At 69.0% G+C, this 25,575-nt stretch carries 23 protein-coding genes; 16 read left to right on the forward strand and 7 right to left on the reverse strand.

Going from position 1 to position 25,575, the window contains the following annotated elements; translation table 11 throughout:
* The first annotated feature begins 144 nt into the window (after nt 1-144).
* Nucleotides 145-279 carry an SPW_0924 family protein gene (locus ACFWP7_RS15495; RefSeq protein ID WP_384381607.1) on the forward strand — a complete coding sequence of 45 codons (135 nt, stop codon included), beginning with the start codon at nt 145-147 and terminating at the stop codon, nt 277-279.
* Between the two features lie 20 nt (nt 280-299).
* Nucleotides 300-1,292, forward strand: coding sequence for a DUF3068 domain-containing protein (locus ACFWP7_RS15500; protein ID WP_384381776.1), 993 nt, complete (start codon nt 300-302; stop codon nt 1,290-1,292).
* Here the strand turns inward: ACFWP7_RS15500 and hrpB are convergent.
* Together hrpB and ACFWP7_RS15510 are read right to left on the reverse strand one after the other, a co-directional pair.
* Nucleotides 1,282-3,786 carry an ATP-dependent helicase HrpB gene (gene hrpB / locus ACFWP7_RS15505; protein ID WP_384381609.1) on the reverse strand — a complete coding sequence of 835 codons (2,505 nt, stop codon included), beginning with the start codon at nt 3,784-3,786 and terminating at the stop codon, nt 1,282-1,284. The two genes, ACFWP7_RS15500 and hrpB, sit on opposite strands and share 11 nt — an antisense overlap.
* A 4-nt stretch (nt 3,787-3,790) precedes the next feature.
* Nucleotides 3,791-4,633, reverse strand: coding sequence for a class I SAM-dependent methyltransferase (locus ACFWP7_RS15510; RefSeq protein WP_384381611.1), 843 nt, complete (start codon nt 4,631-4,633; stop codon nt 3,791-3,793).
* Nucleotides 4,634-5,001: 368 nt separating this feature from the next.
* On the opposite strand from ACFWP7_RS15510, the gene rpsA reads away from it, so the two are divergent.
* The 6 genes from rpsA to ACFWP7_RS15540 all read left to right on the forward strand — a co-directional run bounded on the left by rpsA (nt 5,002) and on the right by ACFWP7_RS15540 (nt 11,190).
* Nucleotides 5,002-6,507, forward strand: coding sequence for a 30S ribosomal protein S1 (gene rpsA, locus ACFWP7_RS15515; RefSeq protein ID WP_365427853.1), 1,506 nt, complete (start codon nt 5,002-5,004; stop codon nt 6,505-6,507).
* A gap of 212 nt (nt 6,508-6,719) precedes the next feature.
* A complete protein-coding gene (locus ACFWP7_RS15520) occupies nt 6,720-8,327 on the forward strand; it encodes a flavin monoamine oxidase family protein (RefSeq protein ID WP_384381613.1) in 1,608 nt (535 codons plus the stop codon).
* 137 nt (nt 8,328-8,464) lie between these two features.
* Entirely contained in the window at nt 8,465-9,403 is a 939-nt protein-coding gene (locus tag ACFWP7_RS15525) for a PAC2 family protein (RefSeq protein ID WP_384381615.1), read from the forward strand.
* Between the two features lie 55 nt (nt 9,404-9,458).
* Complete coding sequence (gene coaE, locus ACFWP7_RS15530) at nt 9,459-10,064, forward strand: dephospho-CoA kinase (protein WP_384381617.1); 606 nt, start codon at nt 9,459-9,461, stop codon at nt 10,062-10,064.
* A 21-nt stretch (nt 10,065-10,085) separates the two neighbouring features.
* On the forward strand, nt 10,086-10,478 hold the full coding sequence (locus ACFWP7_RS15535; protein ID WP_384381619.1) for a DUF3592 domain-containing protein: 393 nt from the start codon (nt 10,086-10,088) through the stop codon (nt 10,476-10,478).
* Nucleotides 10,479-10,809: 331 nt separating this feature from the next.
* On the forward strand, nt 10,810-11,190 hold the full coding sequence (locus ACFWP7_RS15540) for a tetratricopeptide repeat protein (protein ID WP_384381621.1): 381 nt from the start codon (nt 10,810-10,812) through the stop codon (nt 11,188-11,190).
* 88 nt (nt 11,191-11,278) lie between these two features.
* Here ACFWP7_RS15540 and ACFWP7_RS15545 read toward each other — a convergent pair whose 3' ends face one another.
* Complete coding sequence (locus ACFWP7_RS15545; RefSeq protein WP_384381623.1) at nt 11,279-11,545, reverse strand: DUF6343 family protein; 267 nt, start codon at nt 11,543-11,545, stop codon at nt 11,279-11,281.
* 84 nt (nt 11,546-11,629) lie between these two features.
* On the opposite strand from ACFWP7_RS15545, the gene ACFWP7_RS15550 reads away from it, so the two are divergent.
* From ACFWP7_RS15550 to ACFWP7_RS15560, 3 genes are all read left to right on the forward strand, one after another.
* Nucleotides 11,630-12,616: an acyltransferase domain-containing protein gene (locus ACFWP7_RS15550; RefSeq protein ID WP_384381625.1), complete on the forward strand. Its 987-nt coding sequence runs from the start codon at nt 11,630-11,632 to the stop codon at nt 12,614-12,616.
* Nucleotides 12,617-12,823: 207 nt separating this feature from the next.
* Entirely contained in the window at nt 12,824-13,501 is a 678-nt protein-coding gene (locus ACFWP7_RS15555) for a class I SAM-dependent methyltransferase (RefSeq protein WP_384381627.1), read from the forward strand.
* A gap of 238 nt (nt 13,502-13,739) precedes the next feature.
* Nucleotides 13,740-14,195, forward strand: a complete 456-nt coding sequence (locus ACFWP7_RS15560) for a DoxX family protein (protein WP_384381629.1) — start codon at nt 13,740-13,742, stop codon at nt 14,193-14,195.
* Between the two features lie 188 nt (nt 14,196-14,383).
* On the opposite strand, the gene ACFWP7_RS15565 is transcribed toward ACFWP7_RS15560, so the two are convergent.
* Complete coding sequence (locus ACFWP7_RS15565; RefSeq protein WP_384381631.1) at nt 14,384-14,902, reverse strand: RNA-binding S4 domain-containing protein; 519 nt, start codon at nt 14,900-14,902, stop codon at nt 14,384-14,386.
* A 121-nt stretch (nt 14,903-15,023) separates the two neighbouring features.
* On the opposite strand from ACFWP7_RS15565, the gene ACFWP7_RS15570 reads away from it, so the two are divergent.
* Nucleotides 15,024-15,881: a uracil-DNA glycosylase gene (locus ACFWP7_RS15570; protein ID WP_384381633.1), complete on the forward strand. Its 858-nt coding sequence runs from the start codon at nt 15,024-15,026 to the stop codon at nt 15,879-15,881.
* A 66-nt stretch (nt 15,882-15,947) separates the two neighbouring features.
* On the opposite strand, the gene ACFWP7_RS15575 is transcribed toward ACFWP7_RS15570, so the two are convergent.
* Nucleotides 15,948-16,595, reverse strand: coding sequence for a GntR family transcriptional regulator (locus ACFWP7_RS15575; protein ID WP_384381635.1), 648 nt, complete (start codon nt 16,593-16,595; stop codon nt 15,948-15,950).
* Between the two features lie 315 nt (nt 16,596-16,910).
* Between ACFWP7_RS15575 and ACFWP7_RS15580 the strand changes: the two genes are divergently transcribed.
* The 3 genes from ACFWP7_RS15580 (at nt 16,911) to ACFWP7_RS15590 (ending at nt 19,541) form a co-directional block, all read left to right on the forward strand.
* On the forward strand, nt 16,911-18,389 hold the full coding sequence (locus ACFWP7_RS15580; protein WP_384381637.1) for an NCS1 family nucleobase:cation symporter-1: 1,479 nt from the start codon (nt 16,911-16,913) through the stop codon (nt 18,387-18,389).
* Between the two features lie 2 nt (nt 18,390-18,391).
* A complete protein-coding gene (locus ACFWP7_RS15585; protein ID WP_384381639.1) occupies nt 18,392-19,129 on the forward strand; it encodes an aspartate/glutamate racemase family protein in 738 nt (245 codons plus the stop codon).
* Between the two features lie 157 nt (nt 19,130-19,286).
* A complete protein-coding gene (locus ACFWP7_RS15590) occupies nt 19,287-19,541 on the forward strand; it encodes a hypothetical protein (RefSeq protein ID WP_384381641.1) in 255 nt (84 codons plus the stop codon).
* 1,067 nt (nt 19,542-20,608) lie between these two features.
* Here the strand turns inward: ACFWP7_RS15590 and ACFWP7_RS15595 are convergent.
* Nucleotides 20,609-20,893, reverse strand: coding sequence for a hypothetical protein (locus tag ACFWP7_RS15595; RefSeq protein WP_384381642.1), 285 nt, complete (start codon nt 20,891-20,893; stop codon nt 20,609-20,611).
* Nucleotides 20,894-21,285: 392 nt separating this feature from the next.
* Entirely contained in the window at nt 21,286-23,169 is a 1,884-nt protein-coding gene (locus tag ACFWP7_RS15600) for a DNA/RNA helicase domain-containing protein (protein ID WP_384381644.1), read from the reverse strand.
* 432 nt (nt 23,170-23,601) lie between these two features.
* Here ACFWP7_RS15600 and ACFWP7_RS15605 point away from each other — a divergent pair, with 432 nt between their 5' ends.
* Nucleotides 23,602-25,515, forward strand: coding sequence for a DUF2075 domain-containing protein (locus ACFWP7_RS15605; protein ID WP_384381646.1), 1,914 nt, complete (start codon nt 23,602-23,604; stop codon nt 25,513-25,515).
* Nucleotides 25,516-25,575 lie beyond the last annotated feature (60 nt).

The raw sequence follows: 25,575 nt of genomic DNA on the forward strand, positions 1-25,575 counted from the left end.
GCACGGTCAGGGCGCCCCTCCGCTTCCGGCGGAGGGGCGCCCCCGTCTGTGTGTGCAACGTGTTCTCATCTCGCCCCGCCGTTGCTACGGTGCCGGACCTGACGATGTATCAGCTCCAGTTCCCGGCCCTCGGGGAGGCCCCGCATGCGTGCCCTCATCGCCGCCGCGACCGGTCTCGCCGTCGCGCTCGCCCTGGTGTTCACCATCACGGCCATGGGCTCACCGGCCGGCAAGACCTCTCCGAAGCCGCTGCTCACCACCGTGCCCACCCACCCATGACGCACAGGGAGGACGCCGAAATGCGCCGCAAGGTCAGCCTGATCTTGCTCGCCTTCGCCGTGTTCTTCGCGGCGCTGTCCCCCCTGCTGCGCTGGTACGCCTTCCCGCGCCTGGCCAAGGTCCCCGCCGACCAGTACCAGGACATGGTCCTTGAGGCGAAGGACGCCACCCTCCTCGACTACGGCACGATGACGGCCAAGAGGGTCCCCAGGGTCACCATCGTGCAGACCCTCAAGGGCAACGTCGAAGCCTCCGAGAAGATCGAGAAGACCGCCGGCCGGGACGTCGTCGTCTGGGATTCCCTCTCCTATGTGCAGGGCCCGGACGGGGAGATGGTCTCCAAGCTCCCCGAGCGCTACATCTTCGACGCGCACACCCAGGAGCCCGTCCACGCCACCGGCGAGTCGGTCGACGGCGAGCCCGTCACCCGGGAGGGCATCGAGTTCAAGTGGCCCTTCATGACAGAGAAAAGGGACTACGAGTACTTCGACGCGCAGACCCGCACCTCCGCCCCCATCCACTACGAGGGCACCCGCGACTTCCGGGGCGTAAACGTTTACTACTTCGAGCAGACCATCCCCTGGACCAAGGTCGCGTTCCCGAACGTCCTGCCCATCGAGGGCGTCACACCGGAGTCGCTCGCCGAGACGGGCACCACCCGCTGGTACACCACGGTGCGCAAGTTCTGGGTGGAGCCGGTCACCGGAGCGCCCGTCTACGGCGAGGAGATCCACCAGGAGGAGCTGCGCGGCGGCACCCTCCTGGGGGACCGCGACAAGGTGACGGCCTTCTCCGGGCACGTGAAAATGCGCGAGGACTACATCAAGTACACGGTCGACCTGGTCAAGTCGAACCGCACCCTTGTCCTGCTGATGACCGCGTACCTCCCCTGGGGCTTCCTGATCCTGGGGGCGGGGCTCCTGTCGCTCTCCCTCTACCTGGAGGCACGCAGCCGCCGCCCGGGCGACCCCGCGCCCACGGACGCCGCGGAACCGGAACCGGTCAGCGCCTGAGCCGCGCGTTCGTGTACCGCGTCGGCTCGGCGGTCGCCGGGTCCTCGGGCCACGGATGTTTGGGGTAGCGTCCGCGCAGTTCGGCCCGTACGGCCTTGTAGCCCTCTCTCCAGAAGGAGGCCAGGTCGGCGGTGACGGCGGCGGGCCGCCCCGCGGGCGAGAGCAGATGCACGAGCACGGGCACCCCGGCGACGGCCGGGGACCTGTGGAGGCCGAACATCTCCTGCAACTTGACGGCGAGCACCGGCTGTTCGGGGTCGGCGTAGTCGATCCGGATCCTGGACCCGCTGGGTACCTCGAACCGCTCGGGGGCGAGTTCGTCGAGGCGGGCCGCCTCGCCGGTCGCCCAGGGCAGCAGGCGGTTGAGTGCCTGCCCGGCATCGATGCGCGCCAGATCGGCGCGCCGCCGGGCGCGGCTCAGCTCCGGCTCCAGCCACTCGTCCACGCGCGCGTGGAGCGCGTCGTCGGACACATCGGGCCACGGGTCGCCCAGGTGCAGACGCAGAAACGCGAGCCGCCGCCGCAGCACCCCGGCGTCCGGCGACCAGCGCAACAGCCCGAGCCCATCCGCCCGCAGCCCCTCCAGCAGCGCATTGCGTACGAGACCGGCGTCGGGCTTCTTGAGCGGTCGCACCGCCAACTCCACGGCCCCGAGCCGCTCGACCCGCCGTGCGACCACGTCACCGTCGGCCCAGTGGACCTCGTCGCCCGCGGAGCGCAGGCTCACCGCCGCCCGTATCGCCGTCTCCTCGTCGATGACCGCCGCGAGACGCACGCGCGCGTGCCCTGCGCCGACGGGGCGGTCCGCGACAGCCACGGCTAGCCAGGACGCTCCGCGCAGCCCCGAACCGTTCCCGACCTCGGCCCGCGTCCCGGAGACCATGAGGTACGAGCCGCCCTGAGCCCGCGCGACGCGTTCGGGGAACGCCAGGGCGGCGACGAGTCCGGCCACCCTGTCGTCGCCCACACCGGAGTGGGAGCCAGGGGCGGGTGCGGGAGACGACGTGCGCAGCCGGCGGGACTCCGTGCGCCAGCGGGCCGCGTAGGCGTCGCCCCCGCGCCGGGCCGCCCGCCAGGCCGCCGCCAGGTCGTCGCCGTACTCCCGCGGTGGCTCTTCGCTCAGCAGGGCGACCACTTCGGCGGCTCGGTCCGTGCCGACCTCGGGTGCCGCGTCCAGCAGGGCCCGGGCCAGTCGCGGGTGCAACCCGAGGCGGGACATCCGCACACCCCGCTCGGTCGCCCGCCCCGCGGCGTCGACGGCGCCCACGGCCGTCAGCACCGTGCGCGCCGCGGCCATCGCGCCGCCCGGTGGCGGGTCCAGGAGTGCGAGCCCCGTAGCGTCCGGATCGCCCCAGCAGGCCGCCTGGAGGGCGAACGCCGTCAGGTCGGCCACCTTGATCTCCGGCGCGGGAAAGCGGCTGAGACGCGCGTCCTCCGCCTCGGACCAGCAGCGGTACACCCGCCCCGGTGCCTCACGCCCGGCCCGCCCCGCCCGCTGCCGTCCGGCCGCCTGCGAGGCCCGTACGGTCGCCAGCGCGCTCAGCCCGCGCGCGTGGTCCACCCGTGGCTCCCGCGCGAGCCCGGAGTCGACGACCACCCGCACCCCGGGAACCGTCAGCGACGACTCGGCGACGGCGGTGGCCAGGACCACCCGGCGCCCCGGCCCGCCCGACAGCACCGCGTCCTGCACGGCGGCCGGCGCCCGACCGTGCACCTGAAGTACCTCGACAGCGCCGAGATCCCCCAACTGCCCGGCGACGCGCGCGATCTCGCCGACCCCGGGCAGGAAACACAGCACGTCCCCGTCGTGCTCGGCCAACGCCCGGCGCACCACCGACGCCACATGGGTGAGCAGCACAGGGTCCACGCGCATCCCATGGGGTGGCCGTACAGGGCGCACGGGCGGCGCCCACACCAGCTCGACCGGATACGAGACCCCCTGGGCCTCGACCACCGGCGCCCCGCCCAGCAGCCGGGCCCAGCCCCCGGCGTCGGTGGTTGCGGACGCGGCCACCAGCCGCAGCTCGGGGCGGAGCGCGGCCCGTACGTCCAACAGGAAGGCGGCCACGGTGTCGGCGTCCAGATGCCGTTCGTGGCACTCGTCGAGCACGACCACGTCGACGCCCGCCAACTCCTGATCCCGCTGGAGGCGTTGCAGCAGCACACCGGTCGTGACGACCTCCACGCGCACGCGTGGACCCACCACACGCTCACCGCGGACGGTGAAGCCGACGCTCTCGCCGACCTTCTCCCCGAGCAGCCACGCCATCCGCCGCGCGGCCGCCCGGGCGGCGATACGGCGCGGCTCGGCGACGACGACACGGCGGGGCGGGCCCTCGTCCAGCAGCCCGGCGAGGGCCAGCGGCACGAGTGTCGTCTTGCCGGTGCCGGGCGGCGCGACGAGGACCGCCGCGCCGTGCGCCTCCAGGGAGTCGTTCAGGGCGGGCAGCGCGCCGCGTACGGGCAGCGGGTCCAGAGCGTCGTAGCGGATCACCCGCTCAGTCTCGTACGCAGACGAAGATCGCCGTGCCCGGGATCAGGTTCCCGCGCAGTGGCGACCAGCCGCCCCACTCCTGGGTGTTCCAGGCGGGCCATTGCGGCTCGACGACATCGAGGAGGTGGAAGCCGCCGGCCACGACGTCGCGGACGCGGTCGCCGACCGTCCTGTGGTGTTCGACGTACACCGCGTTGCCCTCCTCGTCCTGCTCCACGTACGGAGTGCGGTCGAAGTAGGAGGAGGCGACCGTCAGGCCGTCGGGGCCCGGCTCGTCGGGGAAGGCCCAGCGGACCGGGTGCGTCACCGAGAAGACGAAACGGCCGCCGGGGCGCAGCACCCGGTGCACCTCGCGCAGGACGCGGACCGGTTCGGCGACGAACGGCAGCGCGCCGTACGCCGAGCAGGCCAGGTCGAAGGAGCCGTCGGCGAACGGCAGGGCGCCCGCGTCGGCCTCCACCAGGGGGACGGTGCCGCCGATGCGCAGCGCGTGCTGGAGCTGGCGGTGGGAGAGGTCCAGGGCCACCGGGCGTGCTCCCTGCCCGGCCAGCCAGCGCGAGCACTGGGCCGCGCCGGCGCCGATCTCCAGGATGTCCTTGCCCTTGAGGTCCTCGGGCGGGCCGAGGAGTTCGGCCTCCACCTCGTCGAGCCCCTCGGGGCACCACACGAAGCGGTCGTCTCCGAGGAAGGTGCCGTGCTCGGTCTGGTAGTCGTCCGCGTTCCGGTCCCACCAGCCGCGATTGGCGCGGGAACTCTCCGTGCCGCCCGCGTCGCGTCGGGTGGCCTCGGGCTCGAACGGTTCGGGCTCTTGGATGATCGGCTCCCTCGTATTAGTCTGCGGACCCATCCGCCTCAACTTGTCCCGGGGACGGGTCACGGCAGGGGCCAACTACGGCCCGCGTGGCCTCGTGTGACAGGTCTTGTGCCGGGTATGCGGCGTTCCGCCCCGGGTGTGCGCCTTCGCGCATTGACCCTGTCCGGCTGCCCCCGTATGCTACAAGTTGCGCTGCGGGCCTGCGCACCTCAGACGTAGCAGGTCGCGCTCGCATCTGTATGTATGACCCCTCGGTTGTCGAGGCGCCACCGGCGGTGTTTGTCCACAAACACCCTCCGGATCCGGCGCTTCCTTGGCTGTCCGGCCTTCTGCAGAGCGAAACGGGCTCCCGGCGTAAGCAGTACCTACGACTCACTGTCCGTACCGGAGCCCTTACCCACATGACGAGCAGCACCGAGACCACCGCCACCACTCCGCAGGTTGCGGTCAACGACATCGGTGACGAGGAAGCATTCCTCGCCGCGATCGACGAGACGATCAAGTACTTCAACGATGGCGACATCGTCGATGGCGTCATCGTCAAGGTTGACCGGGACGAGGTTCTCCTCGATATCGGTTACAAGACCGAAGGTGTCATCCCGAGCCGCGAGCTCTCGATCAAGCACGACGTCGACCCGAACGAGGTCGTCAAGGTCGGCGACGAGATCGAAGCCCTTGTTCTCCAGAAGGAGGACAAAGAAGGCCGCCTGATCCTCTCGAAGAAGCGTGCCCAGTACGAGCGCGCCTGGGGCACCATCGAGAAGATCAAGGAAGAGGACGGCATCGTCACCGGCACCGTCATCGAGGTGGTCAAGGGTGGTCTCATCCTCGACATCGGCCTCCGTGGCTTCCTGCCGGCTTCTCTTGTCGAGATGCGCCGAGTCCGCGACCTCCAGCCGTACGTGGGCAAGGAGCTCGAGGCCAAGATCATCGAGCTGGACAAGAACCGCAACAACGTGGTCCTGTCCCGCCGTGCCTGGCTCGAGCAGACCCAGTCCGAGGTTCGCCAGACGTTCCTCACGACCCTGCAGAAGGGTCAGGTCCGCTCCGGCGTCGTTTCCTCGATCGTCAACTTCGGTGCGTTCGTGGACCTGGGTGGCGTCGACGGTCTGGTTCACGTCTCCGAGCTTTCCTGGAAGCACATCGACCACCCCTCCGAGGTTGTCGAGGTCGGCCAGGAAGTCACCGTCGAGGTTCTCGACGTCGACATGGACCGCGAGCGTGTCTCCCTGTCGCTCAAGGCGACGCAGGAAGACCCGTGGCAGCAGTTCGCCCGGACGCACCAGATCGGTCAGGTCGTCCCGGGTAAGGTCACGAAGCTCGTTCCGTTCGGTGCGTTCGTCCGCGTGGACGAGGGCATCGAGGGTCTGGTCCACATCTCCGAGCTGGCCGAGCGCCACGTGGAGATCCCGGAGCAGGTTGTCCAGGTCAACGACGAGATCTTCGTCAAGGTCATCGACATCGACCTCGAGCGCCGTCGCATCAGCCTCTCGCTGAAGCAGGCCAACGAGGCCTTCGGTGCCGACCCGGCCTCGGTCGACTTCGACCCGACGCTGTACGGCATGGCCGCGTCGTACGACGACCAGGGCAACTACATCTACCCCGAGGGCTTCGACCCCGAGACCAACGACTGGCTCGAGGGCTTCGAGGCTCAGCGCGAGGTGTGGGAGACCCAGTACGCCGAGGCGCAGACGCGCTTCGAGCAGCACCAGGCGCAGGTCATCAAGTCCCGCGAGGCGGACGCGCAGGCCGAGGCCGAGGGCGCTGCCGCCCCCGTCGCCGGTCCTGCCGCGGCTGGTGTCTCGGGTGGTTCGTACTCCTCGGAGTCGGACGACACCTCCGGCGCCCTGGCGTCGGACGAGGCTCTGGCTGCCCTCCGCGAGAAGCTGGCCGGAGGCCAGAGCTGATCGCACAGGTCGGCTTTTAGCCGGTAGTTGTTTGCTGCGGGCCCGCACCCTTCTGGGTGCGGGCCCACAGCGCGTTTCCGGTGTCCTGCGCGGATTTCCGCCGTACCGCTGAGATTGCAGAAACGTCGGGGATACACGAGTAACCGACGCGCCGTAACGGGGTATTGGGAGGCTCTGTCGATCGATCAAGATCGACAGAGGAGTCGAATATCATGACAGAGCTTCAGAGCGGGCCGGGTGCGAGCCGTCGTTCGTTCCTGCGCAATGTGGGTCTCACCGGCGGCGCGGGCGCCATGTTCGCCACCATGGGAGCCCTCGGCCTCGCGCCCACCGCGCAGGCCGCACAGCGTGAACAGCCCTTCCGCGCCCTGAAGTCGAGCGACTTCACCCTCACCGGGCGCGGCGCCGCCAAGGTCGTCATCGTCGGCGGCGGTATCGCCGGACTCGCGGCCGCCTACGAACTGGGGAAAGCCGGCTACGACTGTACGGTCCTGGAGGCCAGGGACCGCACCGGCGGCCGTAACTTCACGGTCCGCGGGGGCGACTCGACCACCGACCTCTACGGCAACACCCAGAAGGCCCGCTTCAGCGAGGGCCACTACATGAACGCGGGCCCCGCCCGGCTCCCGCAGTGGATGGTCACCCTCGACTACTGCCGCGAACTCGGCGTCCCCATCGAGGTGTTCACCAACACGAACGCGGACGCGTACATCTACAACGAGTCGACAGGCATGACCAAGCCGATGCGGTACCGGACCGCGAAGGCCGATGTCTACGGCTATGTCTCCGAACTGCTCGCCAAGGCCACCGACAAGGGCGCCCTCGACAAGGAGCTGACCGCCACCGACCAGGAGAGGCTCGTCGAGTTCCTCAAGGACTTCGGGGAGTTGGGCGACAAGCTCACCTACGAGGGCGGTGAGCACCGCGGTTACACCACGGTCCCGGCCGCCGCCGGGACCCCCGGCGTGCTCCTCGGCGACGTGCCCTCCGCCTCCGAGATCTTCGCCACCGGGGTGGGCCGCTACTTCTCCTTCGAGTTCGGCTTCGACCAGGCGATGCTGATGTTCCAGCCGGTGGGCGGCATGGACCAGATACCGCGCGCGCTCACCAAGGCGATCGGGGCCCAGCGCATCCACACAGGGGCGGCCGTCTCGAAAATCACCGACAAGGGGAGTGGCGTCACGGTCACCTACACCCAGGGTGGCCGCACCAAGTCCCTTGACGCCGACTACTGCATCGGCGCCCTGCCGCCCAACATCCTCGCCAAGGTCCCGCACAACCTCGGCTCGGGTGTGCAGACGGCTCTGGAGGCGATCACTCCCTCGTCGGCGGGCAAGATCGGACTTGAGTACCGTTCCCGCTGGTGGGAGCTTGATCACAAGATTTACGGCGGCATCACGGAGACCGACCAGGACGTCTCCCACATCTGGCATCCGTCGTACGGTTTCCACGGTGAGCGCGGCGTGATGATCGGCTACTACAACTACGCCGACGACGCGGACTCGTACGCGAAGCTCACCCCCAAGGCGCGCGAGGAGCGCGCGGTGGCCGTGGGCGTGAAGATCTACGGCGAGAAGTACCGCACCGAACTCGCGTCCTCCTTCTCGCACCACTGGCGCCAGACGCCCCACCTGGAGGCTGCCTGGCACAGCACCCCCGGCGGCCCCGACGATGCCCGCTACAAGCCCCTGAACGAGCCCATCGGACGCGTCTACTTCGCGGGCGACTGGCTCAGCTACACCGATGCCTGGCAGCATGGCGCCTTCACCTCCGCCCGCAAGGCGGTCACCGCGCTCCACGCGCGCGTGCTGTCCGGGTGACCTCTCCTGCAGCCGTTTTCGGGGCCTCTCGTGGAGGCTGAGAAGTCGGTAAGAGGTTTCCCGTGTGGAGCGCCGGTGGGGAATGCCCGCGCTCCACACCACGTTGTGCCGTACGAACACAAGGAGGAGCGGTCACAGTGCTTGATCCGCAGGGTTTGTACGCATGGGAGCCGAAGGGCTTGGCTGTTGTCGACATGGCGCTCGCCCAGGAGTCGGCAGGACTGGTCATGCTCTACCACTTCGACGGATACATCGACGCGGGCGAAACCGGCGACCAGATCGTCGAACGGCTGCTCGATACGCTGCCCCATCAGGTCGTGGCCCGGTTCGACCACGACCGGCTCGTCGACTACCGGGCCCGCCGCCCGCTGCTGACGTTCAAGCGCGACCGCTGGACCGACTACGAAGTGCCGACCCTTGATGTACGGCTCGTACAGGACGCCACCGGCGCGCCCTTCCTGCTGCTCTCCGGCCCCGAGCCGGACGTCGAGTGGGAGCGCTTCGCCGCCGCCGTCCAGCAGATCGTGGAGCGACTCGGGGTCCGCCTTTCGGTGAACTTCCACGGCATCCCGATGGGCGTCCCGCACACACGTCCCGTGGGCCTCACCCCGCACGGCAACCGCACCGACCTGGTGCCCGGCCACCGCAGCCCCTTCGACGAGGCGCAGGTACCCGGAAGCGCCGAGGCCCTCGTCGAGTACCGGCTCATGGAGGCCGGACACGACATCCTCGGGGTCGGCGCACACGTGCCGCACTACATCGCCCGCTCTCCGTACCCCGACGCCGCGCTGACCGTCCTGGAGTCGATCACCGCCGCGACGGGCCTGGTGCTCCCCTCGGTCGCGCACGCCCTGCGCACCGAGGCACACCGCACGCAGACCGAGATCGACCGGCAGATCCAGGAGGGCGACGAGGATCTGGTCGCTCTCGTCCAGGGCCTTGAGCACCAGTACGACGCCGCCGCGGGCGCCGAGACGCGCGGCAACATGCTCGCCGAGCCGGTGGACATCCCCTCCGCGGACGAGATCGGGCAGGAGTTCGAGCGGTTCCTGGCGGAGCGGGAGGGCGAGGGCTGAGCCCCGCCCGGGGGCTCGCGGGCGACTGTCAGAGGCGGGCCCTAAGCTTCTCGTCATGTTGAAGGTGGGCCTGACCGGTGGAATCGGCGCCGGCAAGAGCGAGGTGTCGCGGCTGCTCGTCGAGCAGGGTGCGGTGCTGATCGACGCGGACAGGATCGCGCGTGAGGTCGTCGCGCCCGGAACTCCCGGGCTCGCGGCGGTCGTCGACGCCTTCGGTGAGGACGTCCTCGCCCCCGACGGCAGCCTGGACCGCCCCAAACTGGGCTCGATCGTCTTCGCCGACCCGGAGAAGCTCGCCGTCCTCAACTCGATCGTGCACCCCCTGGTGGGCGCCCGCTCCCGCGACCTGGAGAACGCCGCGTCCCAGGACGCCGTCGTCGTGCACGATGTGCCCCTGCTCGCCGAGAACGGCCTCGCGGCCCTGTACGACCTCGTGATCGTCGTCGACGCCAGTCCCCAGACCCAGCTCGACCGCCTCATACGGCTGCGCGGCATGACCCAGGCGGACGCCCGCGCGCGCATGGCCGCCCAGGCCACCCGCGACAAGCGCCTGGAGATCGCGGACGTCGTCATCGACAACGACGTACCCCTCCAGGAACTGGAGCAGCGCGTACGGGACGTATGGGCGGATCTCGTGGAGCGGGCGTCCACGGCGGCCTGAGGACGGGGGCGGGGGGCGGGAATGGTCGTACTCGCTGCTCTGACGGCTTTTGGCGGCCTGGTGGCGCTGCGCGCGGGAGCGTACGGCCTGCGGCAGACGCGCCGCATCAGCGCGGCGGGGCAGGTGACCGAGGCGTTGGTGAAACCTCCGCAGCCGGGCCTGGAGCGGCCGTTGCTGCAGTTCGAGACGGCGGACGGACGGGTCGTGGAGGTCGTGTCGCCGGTGCCGCGCAGTCGGCGTCGGCCGTTGCCCGAGGGCGGCCACATCCGTCTCGCGTACGACGTGGCCGACCCGCGGGAGACAGTAGTGCTCGGGAGCGAGCGCGCCGGATTGGACTGGGCCTTCGTGGTGGCGGGCGGGGCGGTGATCGTGGTGGGAACGGTGCTTGGGGTGCTTGGGGTGCTTGGTCTGTGACGGTTGATGACTGACGGTTAGTGGTCGATGGTCGATGCTCGATGGTCGATGGTCGAGGGCCGATGATCGATGGCTGTCGGTCGATGATCGACCGGGTGACGGGTGACGGGTGACGGGTGACGGGTGACGGGTTGCGGTGACGGCCGGTGGCTGACGGTCGCGGGGGTTCTGTGAGGGCGGATCACGGCCTCTGACCACGGACGATTGGCGTCGCGTGACGTCGATGCCAGGCGCCCTGCGCCGATTGTGAGGGGACCCCTGTGGCGACGACCATGGAATAGGGGCCGCCGATGGGGGCGTTGAACGTCTCCAGTGAGGGAAGGACTCTGCCGTGCCCGAGACCAGCGGTTCGACCGGACGTACTCCGGAGACGCATGTCATCGACTTCCGTGCCGCCGAGCAACTGCTCGCCGCCCGCGACCCGCGGGGCGCGGTGAAGTTGCTCGACTCCGTGATCGCCGCGCATCCGGAGAACACGGCGGCGCGGCTGCTGCGCGCGCGTTCCTTCTTCGCCGCCGCGCAACTGCGCCCCGCCGAGCTGGAGTTCACGATCGTCCTGGAGCGCGAGCCGGACAACGCGTTCGCGCACTTCGCGCTCGCCCGCACCTATGAGCGGTTGCTCCGCCCCGAGCAGGCGAAACGGCACTTCAGGCTGGCGGCGGCGCTTGATCCGAACCCGCAGTATCTGGAAGCGGCGCGCTTCGACTCGTAGGCCCCTCGTGTGACGGCTCTGACGAGTACCTCGTACTGTCGTACTGCGCTCGTGAGTCCTTCGTCGGCCCCTCGTGACTCCTGCCCGATCACGGGTGACGGTGATCCGGCGGGCGGTACGGCGGGACGTCGCGGCCCGGCTGGTAGTGCGGACCCTGGCGGATGTGCCGCAGGATCACGGCCATGTCCGCGGTGACGATCAGCCACAGCACACCGCAGGCGGCCGCCCATCCGGGCCGCCCGGCCAGAGCGAACCCGGCCGTCCCGGCGGTCGCCCAGATCAGGCCCCAGGCGCTCAGCCAGAAACGCATCCGCAGAGCACTGCGCGCGGTCGTCGGTTCACTTCCTGTACGCATCCCGATCACTACTCCTACCGAGAAAACGTACTCTTCGTGGTGCACGTTCACCATGGGACAGCGGTCGGACGAAGGGGGGCGACGGTGTTGCTGGAGGCGCTGAGGGCGGATGCGAGGCTCGCCGACTGGCTGAGGGACCTGGAGAGCGAGAGCGCGCCGCGGGGGGCGGCGCTGCTACCGGAAGCCGATGAGCTGGCGGACGTCCTGCTCGATCTGACCGTGGCCCATGAGCACATCAACGAACTCGTAGCGCTGCGCGCCCGATTGGTGGCGGACGCGGCGGCGATGACGCTGCTCGCACGGTGCGTCCGCCGCTTCGTACGGGATATGGGGGAGATCGGCAAGGGGTGGGAGCCGCCGCCGTTCCCGGCGTCGACAGGGGCGCTCGGGCGCTGCTTTCACGTGTACGTGTTTGTCGCGGCGCTCCCGTTCGTGCGTGCCTATCACCGCTCACGCGGTATCCCGGACGACGTGTCCCGGCGTACGCTCGCCGACCTCGGACGGCATGTGGCCGTGCACCACAGGCGGCTCGGTACCCCTGGGCTGTTGTTCCCGTGGTGGATCTCCCTGCACTTCCACGGTGAGCTGTTCCAGCTGGGCCGTCTGCAGTTCCAGCGGGCGCGGCTGGGGCAGCGGATGGGACGAGCCGTCGCGGCGGCGGGTCGGGGATCCGGGCCGGGCGACCCCTGCCTGAACCTGCACATCACCGACTTCCGCGGCCCTCTGTCTCCTGCCGCCTGTGAGCGTTCGCTCGCCCTGGCACGGGAGTTCTTCGCGCTGCACTTCCCCGACGAGCGCTACGACGTCGCCGTCTGCCACTCGTGGCTGCTCGATCCGCAGCTCAAGCGGTATCTGCCGGCGGATTCCAACATCGTCCGCTTTCAGGACCGGTTCGAGGTCGCCTACGAGGAGACGATCCCGGACGACGGGGTGCCTGTCGGCTTCGTCTTCGGTGATCCGGAACTGCCGGTGGCGGGACTGCCCCGGCGCAACAGCGTCGAGCGGGCGGTGGGGGACCATCTGCGGGCGGGTGGGCATTGGTATGGGGGGCATGGCTGGTTCGCGTGGTGATTCGGACGGGTGCGATCCATGGGCACATCGGCTGGCCTGATGCGGCTGGTCTGATGCGGCCGGTGTGGTGCGACTGGTGTGGTGCGACTGGTCTGATGCGGCCGGTGTGATCCGGACCGGTGTGCTTCGAACGGTTCACTCGAACGAGTGGTGGGGGATGGGAACGGGCAGACGGAGGGCACTCGTTGGGCGGGTATGAAGATGGAGATGCGTGAAGGTTACGAGGGGACCGGACCCGGTGCGATCACTCCGGACGGCTGCGCGGTCGAGCTCTATTCGCGGCTGACCGTCGGGGACGAACCGGCCATCATCAGCGCGGCGGTACCGGCGGGTGCGCACATTCTGGAACTGGGCAGTGGGGTGGGGCGGATGACCCATCCGCTCCTGGAGCGCGGGTTCACGGTCACGGCTGTGGACGAGTCGGCCGAGATGCTGGAGCGGGTCCGCGGGGCACGCACGATATGCAGTCCGATCGAGAGCCTCGACCTGGGCGAGACATTCGACGTGGTGATGCTCGCCTCGTTCCTCGTGCACAGTGGCGACGTCGAGGTGCGGCGCGGGTTGCTGAAGGCATGCGCCCGCCATGTCGCGGAGGGCGGCTGCGTGTTGATCCAGCGCGAGGCGGCGGATTCCCATACGAACGTGCCCCGCGAGCGGGTCGACCCCACCGGTTTCACCATACGGATCGTGTCGGCGGAGCCAGTCGGCGACGGGGTCGACTCGGTACACGTGGAGTATCTGTTCCAGGACGCCATCTGGACCCAGACGTTCCTGGCCCGACCGTTGACGAAGCAGCAGTTCGAGGAGGCGCTGGGGGAGGCGGGGTTGAGGGTGGACCGGTATCTGACGGAGGACGAGGTGTGGGTGAGGGTGGTGAAGGGCTGAGCCGTTCAGCTGGGGGAGGGGATCTTCAGCCCGTCCGGCGTTTGAGGACGAGCCCTTCGGGCGAGCGGGGGTCCGGGGGCACTGCATCTCCATCAGCGGCTCCGCCGCGGGCTCCAGGTAGGGGACGGGCAGGGGCGGCGGGCGCGAATCAAATTCCCTCCCACACCGATGAGTTCCGTACGCACACCTGGTCTACCTGTGTGAAAGCAACGGCCACCGTTCCACACAGGAGACCCCGATGTCCGAGACCACCATCCCCGTCACCTCCGTCCCCCGCGCCTCCTCCGCCACCGCCGCCGGAGCCTCGCGCAGCCGGGGCGCCCGGATCTCCCTCGGCGCTCTGCAGATCACGCTCGGCCTCTTTTACGCCGTCGCGAGCGCCCTGCCCAAGCTGATCGCACACCCCTCGGCGGCCGAGGGCTTCGACAAGCTCGGATGGGGCAGCACGGGGATGTACATCATCGGCGCCCTCGAACTCGCCGGAGGCATCGCGCTGATGATCCCGCTGCTGTCCTCCGTGGCCGCGGTGTCGCTCAGCGCGCTGATGGTCGGCGCCTTCATCGTGAACGTCACCGTCCTGCATGGGCCGTACGTGGCGACACCGCTCATCCTGATCCTGCCGCTCGCACTGATCGCCTGGGCCCGCAGGAGTCACACCACGGAGCTGCTCCGCCCGGTGCGACGACGGGCGTGAGACTGGGCTGACCGCTGACCGCTGACCGCCGACCCTCGTACGACGTCGAGGGCGCCCAGAAAACTTGGGCGCCCTCGACGTCGTACGGCATCTGCTGTCCCGGAGCTCGCGTGCTCTCCTTCGTGTCGGCAGTCGTGCCAGCAGTCGTGCCAGCAGTCGTGCCGGCGGTCGTGTCGGCAGTCGTGGGTTCAGGAGCCGTCGGGACCGCACTGCGGGCGGGAGAGATCGCGGAGGCGCTCCAGCTCGCGGCGGTCGCGCTTGGTCGGGCGGCCGGCGCCGCGGTCGCGGATGCCCGCGGGGGCGACGGCCTCGCGCGGCGGGGGCGGCGGGCTGTTGTCGACGAAGCACTCGACGGCGACGGACGGGCCGACCCGTTTGCGGATCACGCGCTTCACCACGACGACCCGTTCCCGGCCCGCGTGCCGCAGGCGTACCTCGTCGCCGACGCGCACGGCGTAGGCGGGCTTGACGCGGTCGCCGTTCACCCGGACGTGCCCGCCGCGGCAGGCGGTGGCACCCATGGAGCGGGTCTTGACGAGACGTACGGACCAGATCCAACTGTCGACCCGTACGGTTTCACCACCGCCAGGACCGGCAGCCTTGGCCGCGGCTACGGCATCGGGCGAGCTGCCCGCGCCCTTCTTTTCATCGTCCTTCTCGACATCCGTGACGACATCGGCGTCGACGTCCGCACCCTCAGAAGCCATGCCTCGACTTTAGTCCCCCGGGCCGGGCAGGTCGGTGGGAAGTCCTGGCGCATGGCCGCCCTGATCGAACTGGAACACCTCAGGCGACGATGACGTAGTCGTCACCGTCGTACGGTGGAGCATGGACAGCGGCGGCTTGGCGGAGCTCGACGGGCGGATCATCGGGTGCCGGGCCTGTCCGCGCCTCGTCGAATGGCGTGAGGAGGTGGCCCGCACCAAGCGCGCGGCCTTCGCCGATGAGACGTACTGGGGCCGGCCCGTCCCGGGGTTCGGACCCGCCGACGCGTCGCTGCTGATCGTCGGGCTTGCACCCGCCGCGCACGGCGCGAACCGGACCGGGCGGATGTTCACGGGGGACCGGTCGGGTGATGTGTTGTACGAGGCGCTGTACGACGTGGGGCTGGCGTCGCGGAGTACGGCCGTGAGCGCGGACGACGGGCTGACCCTGTACGGCGTACGGATCGCCTCGCCCGTGCGCTGTGCTCCACCGGCCAACAAGCCGACGCCGCAGGAGCGGGATGCCTGCCGGCCTTGGCTCGTACGGGAGTTGGAGCTGCTGCGGCCTTCGCTGCGGGCGGTTGTGGTGCTGGGGGCATTCGGGTGGCAGGCCTTGCTGCCGGCGCTGGCGGGGGCGGGGTGGGTGGTGCCTCGGCCCAGGCCGGTGTTCGGGCATGGGGTGCGGGTCGTGGTCGGCTCGGAGTCGGCTGACTCGCCGAGGTTCGGTTCGCCGAGGTCCGGTTCGACACCGGCACCGACCGGTTCGGCACCGACCGGTTCGGCACCGGCAGGTTCGGCACCGGTCGGTTCGGATTCGGCCGGTTCCGATTCGGTCGGCTCGCTCGAGCTCTTCGGATGCTTCCACGTCAGTCAGCGCAACACCTTCACCGGGCGGCTGACCCCCGCGATGCTGCGCGAGGTGCTGCGTAGGGCGGCGGATGCGGCGGGGCTGCCGACGAGGCCGTACCTCGACGGGTCCTAGTGTGCGGTTGCCCGTGAACGGGTACCGACGGGTCCTTGGTGTGGGCTTCCCCGTGTACGGGGTCCGCTAGCCGTCGCCGAAGAGGTGGCGCATCGTCGAGCGGTAGTTGGCCTGGACGTGTGCGAGTGCGTGTGTGCGGGCGCGGTCCGGGTCGCCGGACGCGATGGACTCGTACAACTCGCGGTGCTCGGTGAGGAGTTGGGGCCATTCCTCGTTCTGGCGGGTGAGCCGGCGCAGGCGGCCGTCGACCGGTTCCATGACGGAGATCAGCAGGCTGTTGCCGGCCATGGCGAGGATGTGGTCGTGGAAGCGGGTGTTGATGTCCGTGATCGCCTCCGCGTCGTCGGCCAGGGTCGCGGTCGCCGCCTGGTCCAGCAGTTCGGCCAGCTCTGCCAGGGACTCCGGCGTGGCACGGGTGGCGGCGAGCCCGGAGGCGTACACCTCGAGGGCCTCGCGCAGCTCGAAGAGTTCCGCCACGTCTGTCGGGGTCAGCCGGCGCACCACCGTGCGGCGTGGTGTCTCGGAGTGCACGAACCCCTCGCCGACCAGGGAGCGGATCGCCTCGCGAACCGGGACCCGGGAGACCCCGAAGCGGTCGGCGAGCTCGCGCTCGACCAGTCGGTCGCCCGGGCGCAGCCGTCCGGCGATGATCTCCTGCCGCAGCGCGGCGAGGACGCGTTCCCGCACCGCGCCCAGGGGTTCGATCTTCGTCATGGGTCCATGTTCGCCGACTCCGGGGGTGTTTTACGGAGTCGTAACTGCAAGGACATGGGCGGGCGTCATCGGGGCGGGACCATGACGGCAGTTTGGTATACCAAAGATGCGCCGAAGGTGGCCGAGGGCGCTGCGCCAAAGGCGATGTGCCGACGGTGATGTGCCGAAGGTGGTGCGCCGAAGGCGATGTGCCGAAGGTGGTGCGCCGAAGGCGATGTGCCATAGGTGCCAAGGGTGCCAAAGGTGCCAAAGGTGCCCAGGTATTCCGAGCGAGACCGAAAGGCTGCCCTCCGTCCTCTCGCCCATGGAGGCCCCGTGTCCCTCGCCGACCGTGCCGAAGCCACCGGCACCGCCGCGTTCGTCCCCGATCCCCGGCTCACCAACGAAGACCTCGCGCCCGCGCAGAAGCGCAACTGGAAGGTCTTCGACCTCTTCGCCATGTGGATGTCCGACGTCCACAACCTCGGCAACTACACCTTCGCGGCGGGCCTGCTGGTCCTCGGGATGAACGTCTGGCAGATCTTCACGTCGCTGCTCGTCGGCTTCGTGATCATCTATGCCGGGATGAACCTGATGGGCCGCGTCGGCCAGCGCACCGGCGTGCCCTTCCCGGTCGTCAGCCGCATCAGCTTCGGCGTCTGGGGCGCCAACATCCCCGCGCTGATCCGGGCCGTCATCGCCATCATGTGGTACGGCATCCAGACCTATCTGGCGTCGGTCGCCGTCAACGTGATGCTGCTCGCGGCCTGGCCGAGCCTGGAGTCGTGGACCCATCACTCCTTCCTCGGCCTGGACGCGCTCGGCTGGGCGTCGTTCGTCGCGCTCTGGCTCATCCAGGCGATGATCATCAGCCAGGGCATGGAGTCGGTCCGCAAGTTCCAGGACTTCTGCGGCCCGGCGATCTGGCTGGTGATGATCACGCTCGCCATCTGGGTTCTGTCCAAGGCGGGTTGGACGATCTCCCTCACCGCGACCCCGCACCCGGTGTCGGTCGGCGAGCAGTGGCGGCAGTGGTTCGGCGCGATCGGGCTGATCCTCGCCACGTACGGCACCCTGATGCTCAACTTCTGCGACTTCTCGCGCTTCGCGCCCGGCTACAAGACCGTCAAGCGCGGCAACTTCTGGGGTCTGCCCATCAATTCGACCGCCTTCGTGATCGTTTCGGTCATCGTCACGGCCGGCTCCATCGAGGTGTTCGGCGAGGCCATCACCGACCCGGCGCTGCTCGTCGCCAAGGTCGGCAACACCTGGGTCCTCGTCCTCGGCGCCCTGACCTTTGCCATCGCCACCATGGGCGTCAACATCGTCGCCAACTTCGTCTCGCCGGCGTACGACCTCGCCAACGTCTGGCCGCAGAAGATCACCTTCAGGATCGGCGGCATGATCAGCACGGTCGCCGCGCTGCTGGTGACCCCCTGGAACCTCTTCTCCAACCCCACGGTCGTCAACTACTTCCTCGGCGGCCTCGGCGCCTTCCTCGGACCGCTGTTCGGCGTGATCATGCTCGACTACTACTGGGTCAAGCGCGGTCGCATCGACATCGACCAGCTCTTCAACGCCCGGCCGGGATCGCCCTATTACTACCGCAAGGGCGTCAACCCCAAGGCCCTGTGGGCGTTCCTGCCCTCCGCGGCCGTCGCGGCGGTGCTCGCGCTGGTGAAGGACTTCAGCGACGTGGCCCCCTACTCCTGGTTCATCGGCACGGCGCTGGCGGCCGGTCTGTACGCGGTGCTGTGCCGCTCCGAGCGCGCGACCGCTGAGACTGCCGTCGCCTCCGCGTCTGCGGCGGGCTGAGCGTGCGGATCGTCGTCACCAACTGCAACACGACGCAGGAGATGACCGAGGAGATCGTACGAGGTGCCCGGGCAGCCGCAGGTCCGGGCACCACGGTGACCGGACTGACCCCCGCCTGGGGACCCGAGTCCGCGGAGGGCTGGCTCGACAGCTATCTCTCGGCGGCGGCCGTCCTCGACACACTGCGGACGTATAAGGGTCCCTACGACGCCGTCGTCATGGCCGGCTTCGGCGAACACGGCCGCGAGGGCGCCCGCGAACTGCTCGACGTACCCGTCGTCGACATCACCGAGGCCGCCGCCCACCTGGCCTGCCTGCTCGGGCGGCGCTATGGCGTCGTCACCACCCTGGAGCGCTCCCGCGGCCAGATCGAGGACAGCCTGTACGCCGCCGGGGTCGCCGCCCATTGCGCCGCCGTCGTCGGCACCGGCCTCGGCGTCCTCGACCTCGGCGACCCCCAACGCACCGAGGCAGCCTTCGTGACCGCCGCCGAACGCGCCCGGGCAGCCGGAGCCGAGGTGCTCGTGCTCGGCTGCGCCGGGATGACCGGACTCCAGCGGGTGGTTGGGGAGAAGCTGGGGCTTCCTGTCGTCGACGGGGTGGCGGCCGCGGTCAAGCTTGCCGAGTCGCTGGTCTCGCTGGGGCTGACCACGAGCCGGGCGGGGAGCTATGCGCGGGCGCTGTCCAAGCGGCGGACTTGGGGTGCCCCCGGGGGCATGGGCTCTCCTCCGGCGGAGTGACTCCGGGGCGACCCGGCGGGGGCCCACGAAGGGACGGGGGCACCTCGCGTGGACCCGGTGGGTCAGGGGCACCCCTGACCCACCGGGCCGGCCGCCGTCGGCGTGTGCGCATGAGACACACGCCGAACTCACCTCACCGGGGCGGTGCATTGAGCCCTTGAGCACGCGCCTGCCGCTCGCACTCCTCCGCAAGTGCCGGGTAGGCCTCGGCGATGGCCTCGAAGATCCGCCGCCGCAACAGCGCGGCGGCCGTGGCCCGCGCGGAGAAGCGGCCGTGCCCGGGAAGTCCGTCGAGGAGCCGGTCGTAGTGGGCCAGCCGATGCCGCAGATAGTCGACCTTCCAGGGAGCGAGGGAGGCACGGTGACCGCCGGAGGCGAGCGGCGGTGGGACTCCGGGGACGCCGGTCGGTGAGATGCCTTCGCCGGGGCCGGGTGAGGAGCGACGGCTGTCGGGATGGGGTGAGGCGCGGTCTGTGGGTTCGGGTGGGGTGGGACCAGCGGGATTGAGTGGGTTGGGATCAGCGGGTCCCCCGGGTGGGGTGGGACCAGCCCGTCCGGGTGTGGTGGGGCGAGTGGGTTGGCGTGGGGCTGAATTGGTAGGTCTGGATGTGGCGCGGTCAGTGGTCCCGGATGTGGCGCGGCCTGTTGGTTCGGGTGGGCTGGCGTCAGGGGGATTGGAAGGGGCGGGACCGGCGGGTGCGGGTGCAGCCCGGCCTACGGATACGGGTGGGGTGGGACCAGCTCGTCCAGGTGTGGTGGGGCGAGTGGGTTCGGGTGGCGTGGGACCACTGGTGCCGGGTTTCGTGGCACGAGTGGCTTGGCGTGGGGTGGGGCCAGTGGGCCCGGATGTGGTGCGGCCCGTCGATCCGGGTGTGGCGCGGCCCGTTGGCCTGGGTGGGATGGGGCCGTCCGTGTCGAGTGCGGCGTACTCCTTCCGTGCCCGGTGTTCCATGGCCCGTAGCGCCAGCTTGCCCGGGTCGAGGCGTGGTACGTCGATCGGCTCGGCTCCGATGCGCTCCAGGACTTCCTGTCGTCGCCGCTCCAGTGCGGCACGCACCAGGTCGGACCGCCGTGCCGCGGTGTCCGTCACGCTCCGGAAGATCTCGCTGCGCTCTGCCGCCTCGACCCGTTCGACACGGTAGAGCCGGGTGTGCGGGGCGGACCTCCGCCGCGGATCGACACTGAGCCGGTCCGGAGCCCCGAGCAGCCGGTGCACTATCGCGCCGGTCCACCCCCGCGCCCGCAGCCCGGCCACGGACACGTACCTCTGCCCGTCCTCCTCGTAACCCACGTTCGCCACCTCCCCCGTAGCCAGCAGTAGTCGTGACGCTCTGTGACGACATCTCCCATTAGAGCGCGCACCACTGACAATGGCCGCCATGCGGAGGTCGAGCGCGGGTTCTGGCTGCCCGAACCAGAGGCAGGGCCAGGTCGTGGGTCGGCAGGCTCGCCTTGGCCTTTCTGCTCGCAACAACCCGCCTAGTCAGCGGGTGGAGGCCCGATCTGCCCCGGTGCTGCGGGCGCCTCCGTCGCCCGCAGCACCGGAAGGTCGATCAGGTCGCTCACGTCCGCCACTCGCTGCAAGGCGCGGGCGAGGAAGACCAGCGTCTCGCGTACCGCCGTGATCTCGCGCCGGAGGGCGTCCGGGTGCTTCCAGTCCCGTTCGTACACCACCGGGTCCCGGCCCTCGGGGCGGTGGGAAGCGTAGGAGGCGAGGGTGCCAGGAGGCGAGCAGAGGGCGCAGGACCCGGCTGAGGGCGTCACGTGGCCGGGCCAGCGGCGGAGCGACCTCGGGGTCGAAGCGGTTAAGGATCCCTCAGGTCAACACGACACTGCGCCCCTTCACGACCACCTGGCACCCGCGCCTCGCCACGTACGAGGCCGGCCGCCCCGCCGATGCTTGCCTCCCCGACCACGAGGCCGCCTGGCCCGAGGCCACCCCACGCGCGCGGAATTCGCGGCTCTGCGTGAGCCCCTGCTCCGTATCGCCACGGGGCTCGGCGTAATCTCCAGGCGGACTTCGGGCTGGCGGTTACTGGCTGCCGTAAGGGGCCTGCTGGAAGTGGCGTTGACCAGCTTTCGTCGCACACCAGATTGCCCTCTGCGACCGGGGCCTCTCCGAAGCGGTTCGACGTCAGTAGATGTCGAACGTAGCGCTACGCCAGGGCTTTTTGGGAAGTGAGGGGTACCACGAGCTGCCGAAGCTTCGCCCGGGTCTCGGCGTCGGTCGAGTAGATCACCGTCCCGACCATGCCGCGGGTCAGCAGCACCTTGTACGTGTTCCGGATCAGCCGGTCGACGTCAGCGCCAGGCGTGGACTTCTTGAACACGGGGTCCTTGGAGGCTGCACGGTCGACGATCCAGCGGTCGCCGCGCCACACCAGGTCCGGGCCGATGATGACGCCGTTCCAGTCGTACTCGAAGCCCTGGGCGGTGTAGACGCAGCCGACCTGGCCGAAGCCCGCCGGATCGGTGGCCCACAGGGCGGCTGGGGGAGCGCCGTTCACGGCGCGCTCGCCGAAGACGTTCCACGGGCGGCCCCAGCCACCGATCGTGACGTCGGTGGGCAGGTCCTGACCCGGCGGGACCTTCTTGGTCCAGGGCCAGCAGTATCCGGCTGTCATGCGCGCGCCGTAACCTTGCGCGCGCTTGGCCGTGAGAAAAGCTTCCAACTCCTGCGGGCTGTCCACGACTTCGAGACCGACCTTGCCATCGTCCTCCCAGTCCACCGGACCGTTGCCTTCCAGGCCGAGCAACCGCACCACCCACCGCAGGTAGGCGTCACTGCCTCCGCACCGGAACTGGCTGTCCAGCTCCACGACTCGGCACTGCAGCCCACGGATTGCAGCTGCCGCCCTGATCTGTTCGACGGTGCCCATCTCCCCGGGGCGTACCACCTGATGCTGGTCGAGTAGGAAAACGGGGACGCGCGCGACGTCTATCAACTCGTCGACCTGCCGCTTATCGGTGCGTTGCGCGGCTGCGGTGTAGCGATTCGCCGAGGTCTCCCGAATCCGATGGGCTTCGTCGCAGATCAGCACGGACAGGCTGTTCTTGCGTGCCGTCATGAAGCTGTTGAAGTACTTGAAGAGATCCTGGACTTCGCGCTTGCGTGCGCCCGCGACCTTCCGCATGGTCTTGGTGAACGACTGCGATCCGGTCGCGTGCAGCGCCGGCGTTCCCCGTCGGTAGAGTTCTCCGAGGAGAGACAGCGCGATCACGCTCTTGCCGGTGCCGGGCCCGCCCGTCACCACGATGACTTCTTTGTGGTCGGACTCCTCCGCTCTGCGTACAGCCGAGAGGACCGTCTCGTAGGCCACCTTTTGTTCGTCCAGAAGCACGAATTGCTCGCGTTCACGGACCTCCTGGGCCGCAACGGCCATCAGCTGCCGCGACGGCTGGACCTTCCCTGCGAGCAGTGCGTCAGCTGCCGCCGCGCCCGGCTCCGGCGCGAGTTTGCTGTGTAGGTAATCGAGGAACTCGCCTCGCCGCTCGGCGGTGAACATCCGCCCGCGCACGTTCTGCTCCACCTCGTACAGTCCGCTGACCCCGAACTCCGTGGCGTTGTGCAGGTATGCCACGCCGGAGATCCGTTCCGGATGCTCGGCGAGAGCCCCGTTGAAGGACACCAGGTAGTCGCAGTAGCCGCGCACCTGCTCGATGGGGTTGAGCACGGGATGGGTGTACGCGTCGACCCGGCAGAGCAGAGGGTCGTCCTTGTCAGGGAATGCCTGACTCCACTGCTTCAGCTCCACGACGACGTACGAGGGTTCCTTCGTCCGCGGATGCACGCCCGCCAGGACCACGTCAGCCCGCTTGCTGGTGAGCGGCAGCGCGTACTCGACGAGCATCTCGACACACCCCAGCCCGGCATCGGCCAGGGCGCGACTCAGCGCAGGCAATGAGCGCTCCCAGGACCTGACCTCGGACGGACTCGGCTTGTACCCGTGCGCATGCACAAACTGTTCAGTGAGGTGCAGGAAAAGTGAGCCGTCAAGGGCCCGCGCGGCGAGCGCGTCTGCGGACTCGCGGAACAGCAAGGAATGCCCCCAGGCAGCACGAAGTGACTCGTGCGGGTGGGGGCATGTCCTGAAGCGGAAGCCCGTCGGGCCGCAGCAATGGCTGATCGAATGTTATCGAACTCTCCACGAGGCACAGAAAACCTTCAGCTGCCGTGGGGGATCCGGACCTTGGGAACCCTGCTCCTGTTCCCGAGACGTTCCGTACAGTGATCTTCTGTCGGATGCGGCCCGACGGGCTTCCACACGAGGACATGCCCCCACCCGCACGAGCTTCTCGTGCCCTGGGGGACCTACCTCGTGCCCGCGCTTCTGCTGAACCTGTCGGCGAGCGATCTGCTCACTCTCCATAGGCGTCGCCGCCTGCTGCTGTCCCATCTCGCGGCACGTCACGCGGCGATCGAGGGCACCCCGGCATCGACGGGTGAACATGAGGCCTGGGCCGAGAGCCTCATGGAACTGGCCCAGGAACTTGAGGAGATCGACAGGGGAGGCGTGCACATGCTCGTCGAGTGCAGCCCCGATGGCGCACCGGCTCCCATCGACGTGGTGCTCGTCGGACGACATCCCGGTACTGGACGTGACTCCTTCGCTCTGATCGAACTCAAACGCTGGGCGTCCGTCGCGGTTGGCGTGCGGAACGAGAGCAAGCTTCTGGTCCCCGGTATGAAGAGAGAGAAGGCCCATCCCAGTGATCAGCTGACCCGAAACGCTGACTACTTCTTCGGAGAAAACGGTCCTTTGAAGGGACTCCAGATCGAGTACGCAGGCTTCAGCTATCTGCACAATGCGCACGTGGGTGATGTGCAGGCGCTGTTCGCCCCTGGCCGAAGCACTAGCCCCTACTCGATGTACTTCACCCGGGACGACCGGGTGGAACTCCACCGCGAACTGCTCAGGCAGTTCGACAGCTCCTCGGGTGCCACGTCGGCGGAATTGCTGCTCCAGCGCATGGGGGTACGCAATGCACCCCTGCTCAACGCCATGGTGTCCTCCAAGGGTGAGGACACCGTCTTCACCCTGCGCGGAGAGCAGAAGCGCGCGGCGGCCGCCGTACGGATGGCGGTGGAGCGGCTCTCGGATGCCCCGGGCGAGGATCTGCTGACTGCGAGTGTCTGGAAGGAGGATGCCGTCTTCGTCATCAGAGGAGGTGCCGGCAGCGGAAAGAGCGCAATCGGGCTGGAGTTGATGCGGCAGCTCGCGTTACAGGGCCACAGAGTGCGGTACGCGTCAGGGTCACGTGCCTTCGACGCCACCATGAAGCGGCACGTGGGTTACCGCGATCGGGCCTTCCAGGACATGTTCGTTTTCTTCAGTAGCTTCATCAAGCCGCCCAAGCCACGCCTTGATCTCCTGATCTGCGACGAGGCGCACCGATTGCGGGAACGTTCCACGAACCACCGCGTTCCTGAGGAGCAATGGGGTACAGGACCGCAGGTCGATGAGCTATTGGACGCGGCACGAGTGACGGTTTTCCTCCTGGACGGCCGTCAGTCGGTCAGGCCCAACGAGGTCGGCACTGTGGAACTCATCGAGGACGCTGCGGCTCGGCGAGAACTGTCCCCGACAACCTTTGCGCTGCAGGAGCAGTTCCGCTGTGGTGGAAGTGATGCCTATCGGCAGTGGGTTCACGACCTCCTTGGATTCTCAGGTCGTGACGTCGACCGGTGGGCACCGGACGGACTGATGCATGTGGAAGTCGCAGACAGTCCAGAGGAATTGGAACGAGTCATCCGCCGAGAGCACGACGCAGGTGCCAGTGCCCGGATCGTGGCAGGATTCTGCTGGCCCTGGAACAAGCCGAAGGGGCACGTGAGAAGACTAGTCAAGGACGTACGGATCGGTGGCTGGCACCGTCTCTGGAACGCCTGGGGCGACAACTACTGCGAACACGGTGCGCCGCCGGCCAAGTTGTGGGGTGTCGACCCGGCAGGCATCGACCAGATCGGCTGCGTCTACTCGTCGCAAGGGCTTGAGTGGGACTGGTGCGGTGTCATCCTCGGCGACGACATGGTGTGGCGGGACGGCAAGTGGGTCTTCCAGAAGGGCGTGAAACGCCGGGAGAAGGCGGTCAAGATCTGGCGGGTCCGGAAGCCAGGTTCGTTCGACCCCGAGGTAGCCGGTTCGGCGGTAGCCCCGGAGGTCTTCGAGGACTGTGTCCGGAACGCGTACCACGTCCTTCTCACGCGAGCCAGCCGTGCAGCAGTCCTCTACTCGACGGATCCGGATACCCAGGCGTATCTCAAGGACAGGGTGGGGGAGGTGGAGATCGCGGGTCTGCGGCCCACTTGGGAGAACCTTCCCGAGGTCGCCCGCCGTCCTCGTTCGCAGCGGGGTGGCAAGCCGCAGCAGGACGTGCTCTTCTGAAGTGGGCGGTCCTCCGGCTCATCACAACACCCCCGACCATCAACCTTGTTGTGTGAAACA

Source organism: Streptomyces sp. NPDC058470 (assembly GCF_042721055.1).
Lineage (GTDB): Bacteria > Actinomycetota > Actinomycetes > Streptomycetales > Streptomycetaceae > Streptomyces.

Coding starts and splice junctions, on each gene's coding strand:
- ACFWP7_RS15495 (WP_384381607.1), top strand. CDS start 145: ATGCGTGCCCTCATCGCCGCCGCGACCGGTCTCGCCGTCGCGCTCGCC.
- ACFWP7_RS15500 (WP_384381776.1), top strand. CDS start 300: ATGCGCCGCAAGGTCAGCCTGATCTTGCTCGCCTTCGCCGTGTTCTTC.
- ACFWP7_RS15510 (WP_384381611.1), bottom strand. CDS start 4,633: ATGGGTCCGCAGACTAATACGAGGGAGCCGATCATCCAAGAGCCCGAA.
- rpsA (WP_365427853.1), top strand. CDS start 5,002: ATGACGAGCAGCACCGAGACCACCGCCACCACTCCGCAGGTTGCGGTC.
- ACFWP7_RS15520 (WP_384381613.1), top strand. CDS start 6,720: ATGACAGAGCTTCAGAGCGGGCCGGGTGCGAGCCGTCGTTCGTTCCTG.
- coaE (WP_384381617.1), top strand. CDS start 9,459: ATGTTGAAGGTGGGCCTGACCGGTGGAATCGGCGCCGGCAAGAGCGAG.
- ACFWP7_RS15535 (WP_384381619.1), top strand. CDS start 10,086: ATGGTCGTACTCGCTGCTCTGACGGCTTTTGGCGGCCTGGTGGCGCTG.
- ACFWP7_RS15545 (WP_384381623.1), bottom strand. CDS start 11,545: ATGCGTACAGGAAGTGAACCGACGACCGCGCGCAGTGCTCTGCGGATG.
- ACFWP7_RS15555 (WP_384381627.1), top strand. CDS start 12,824: ATGCGTGAAGGTTACGAGGGGACCGGACCCGGTGCGATCACTCCGGAC.
- ACFWP7_RS15560 (WP_384381629.1), top strand. CDS start 13,740: ATGTCCGAGACCACCATCCCCGTCACCTCCGTCCCCCGCGCCTCCTCC.
- ACFWP7_RS15565 (WP_384381631.1), bottom strand. CDS start 14,902: ATGGCTTCTGAGGGTGCGGACGTCGACGCCGATGTCGTCACGGATGTC.
- ACFWP7_RS15570 (WP_384381633.1), top strand. CDS start 15,024: ATGGACAGCGGCGGCTTGGCGGAGCTCGACGGGCGGATCATCGGGTGC.
- ACFWP7_RS15575 (WP_384381635.1), bottom strand. CDS start 16,595: ATGACGAAGATCGAACCCCTGGGCGCGGTGCGGGAACGCGTCCTCGCC.
- ACFWP7_RS15605 (WP_384381646.1), top strand. CDS start 23,602: ATGGAACTGGCCCAGGAACTTGAGGAGATCGACAGGGGAGGCGTGCAC.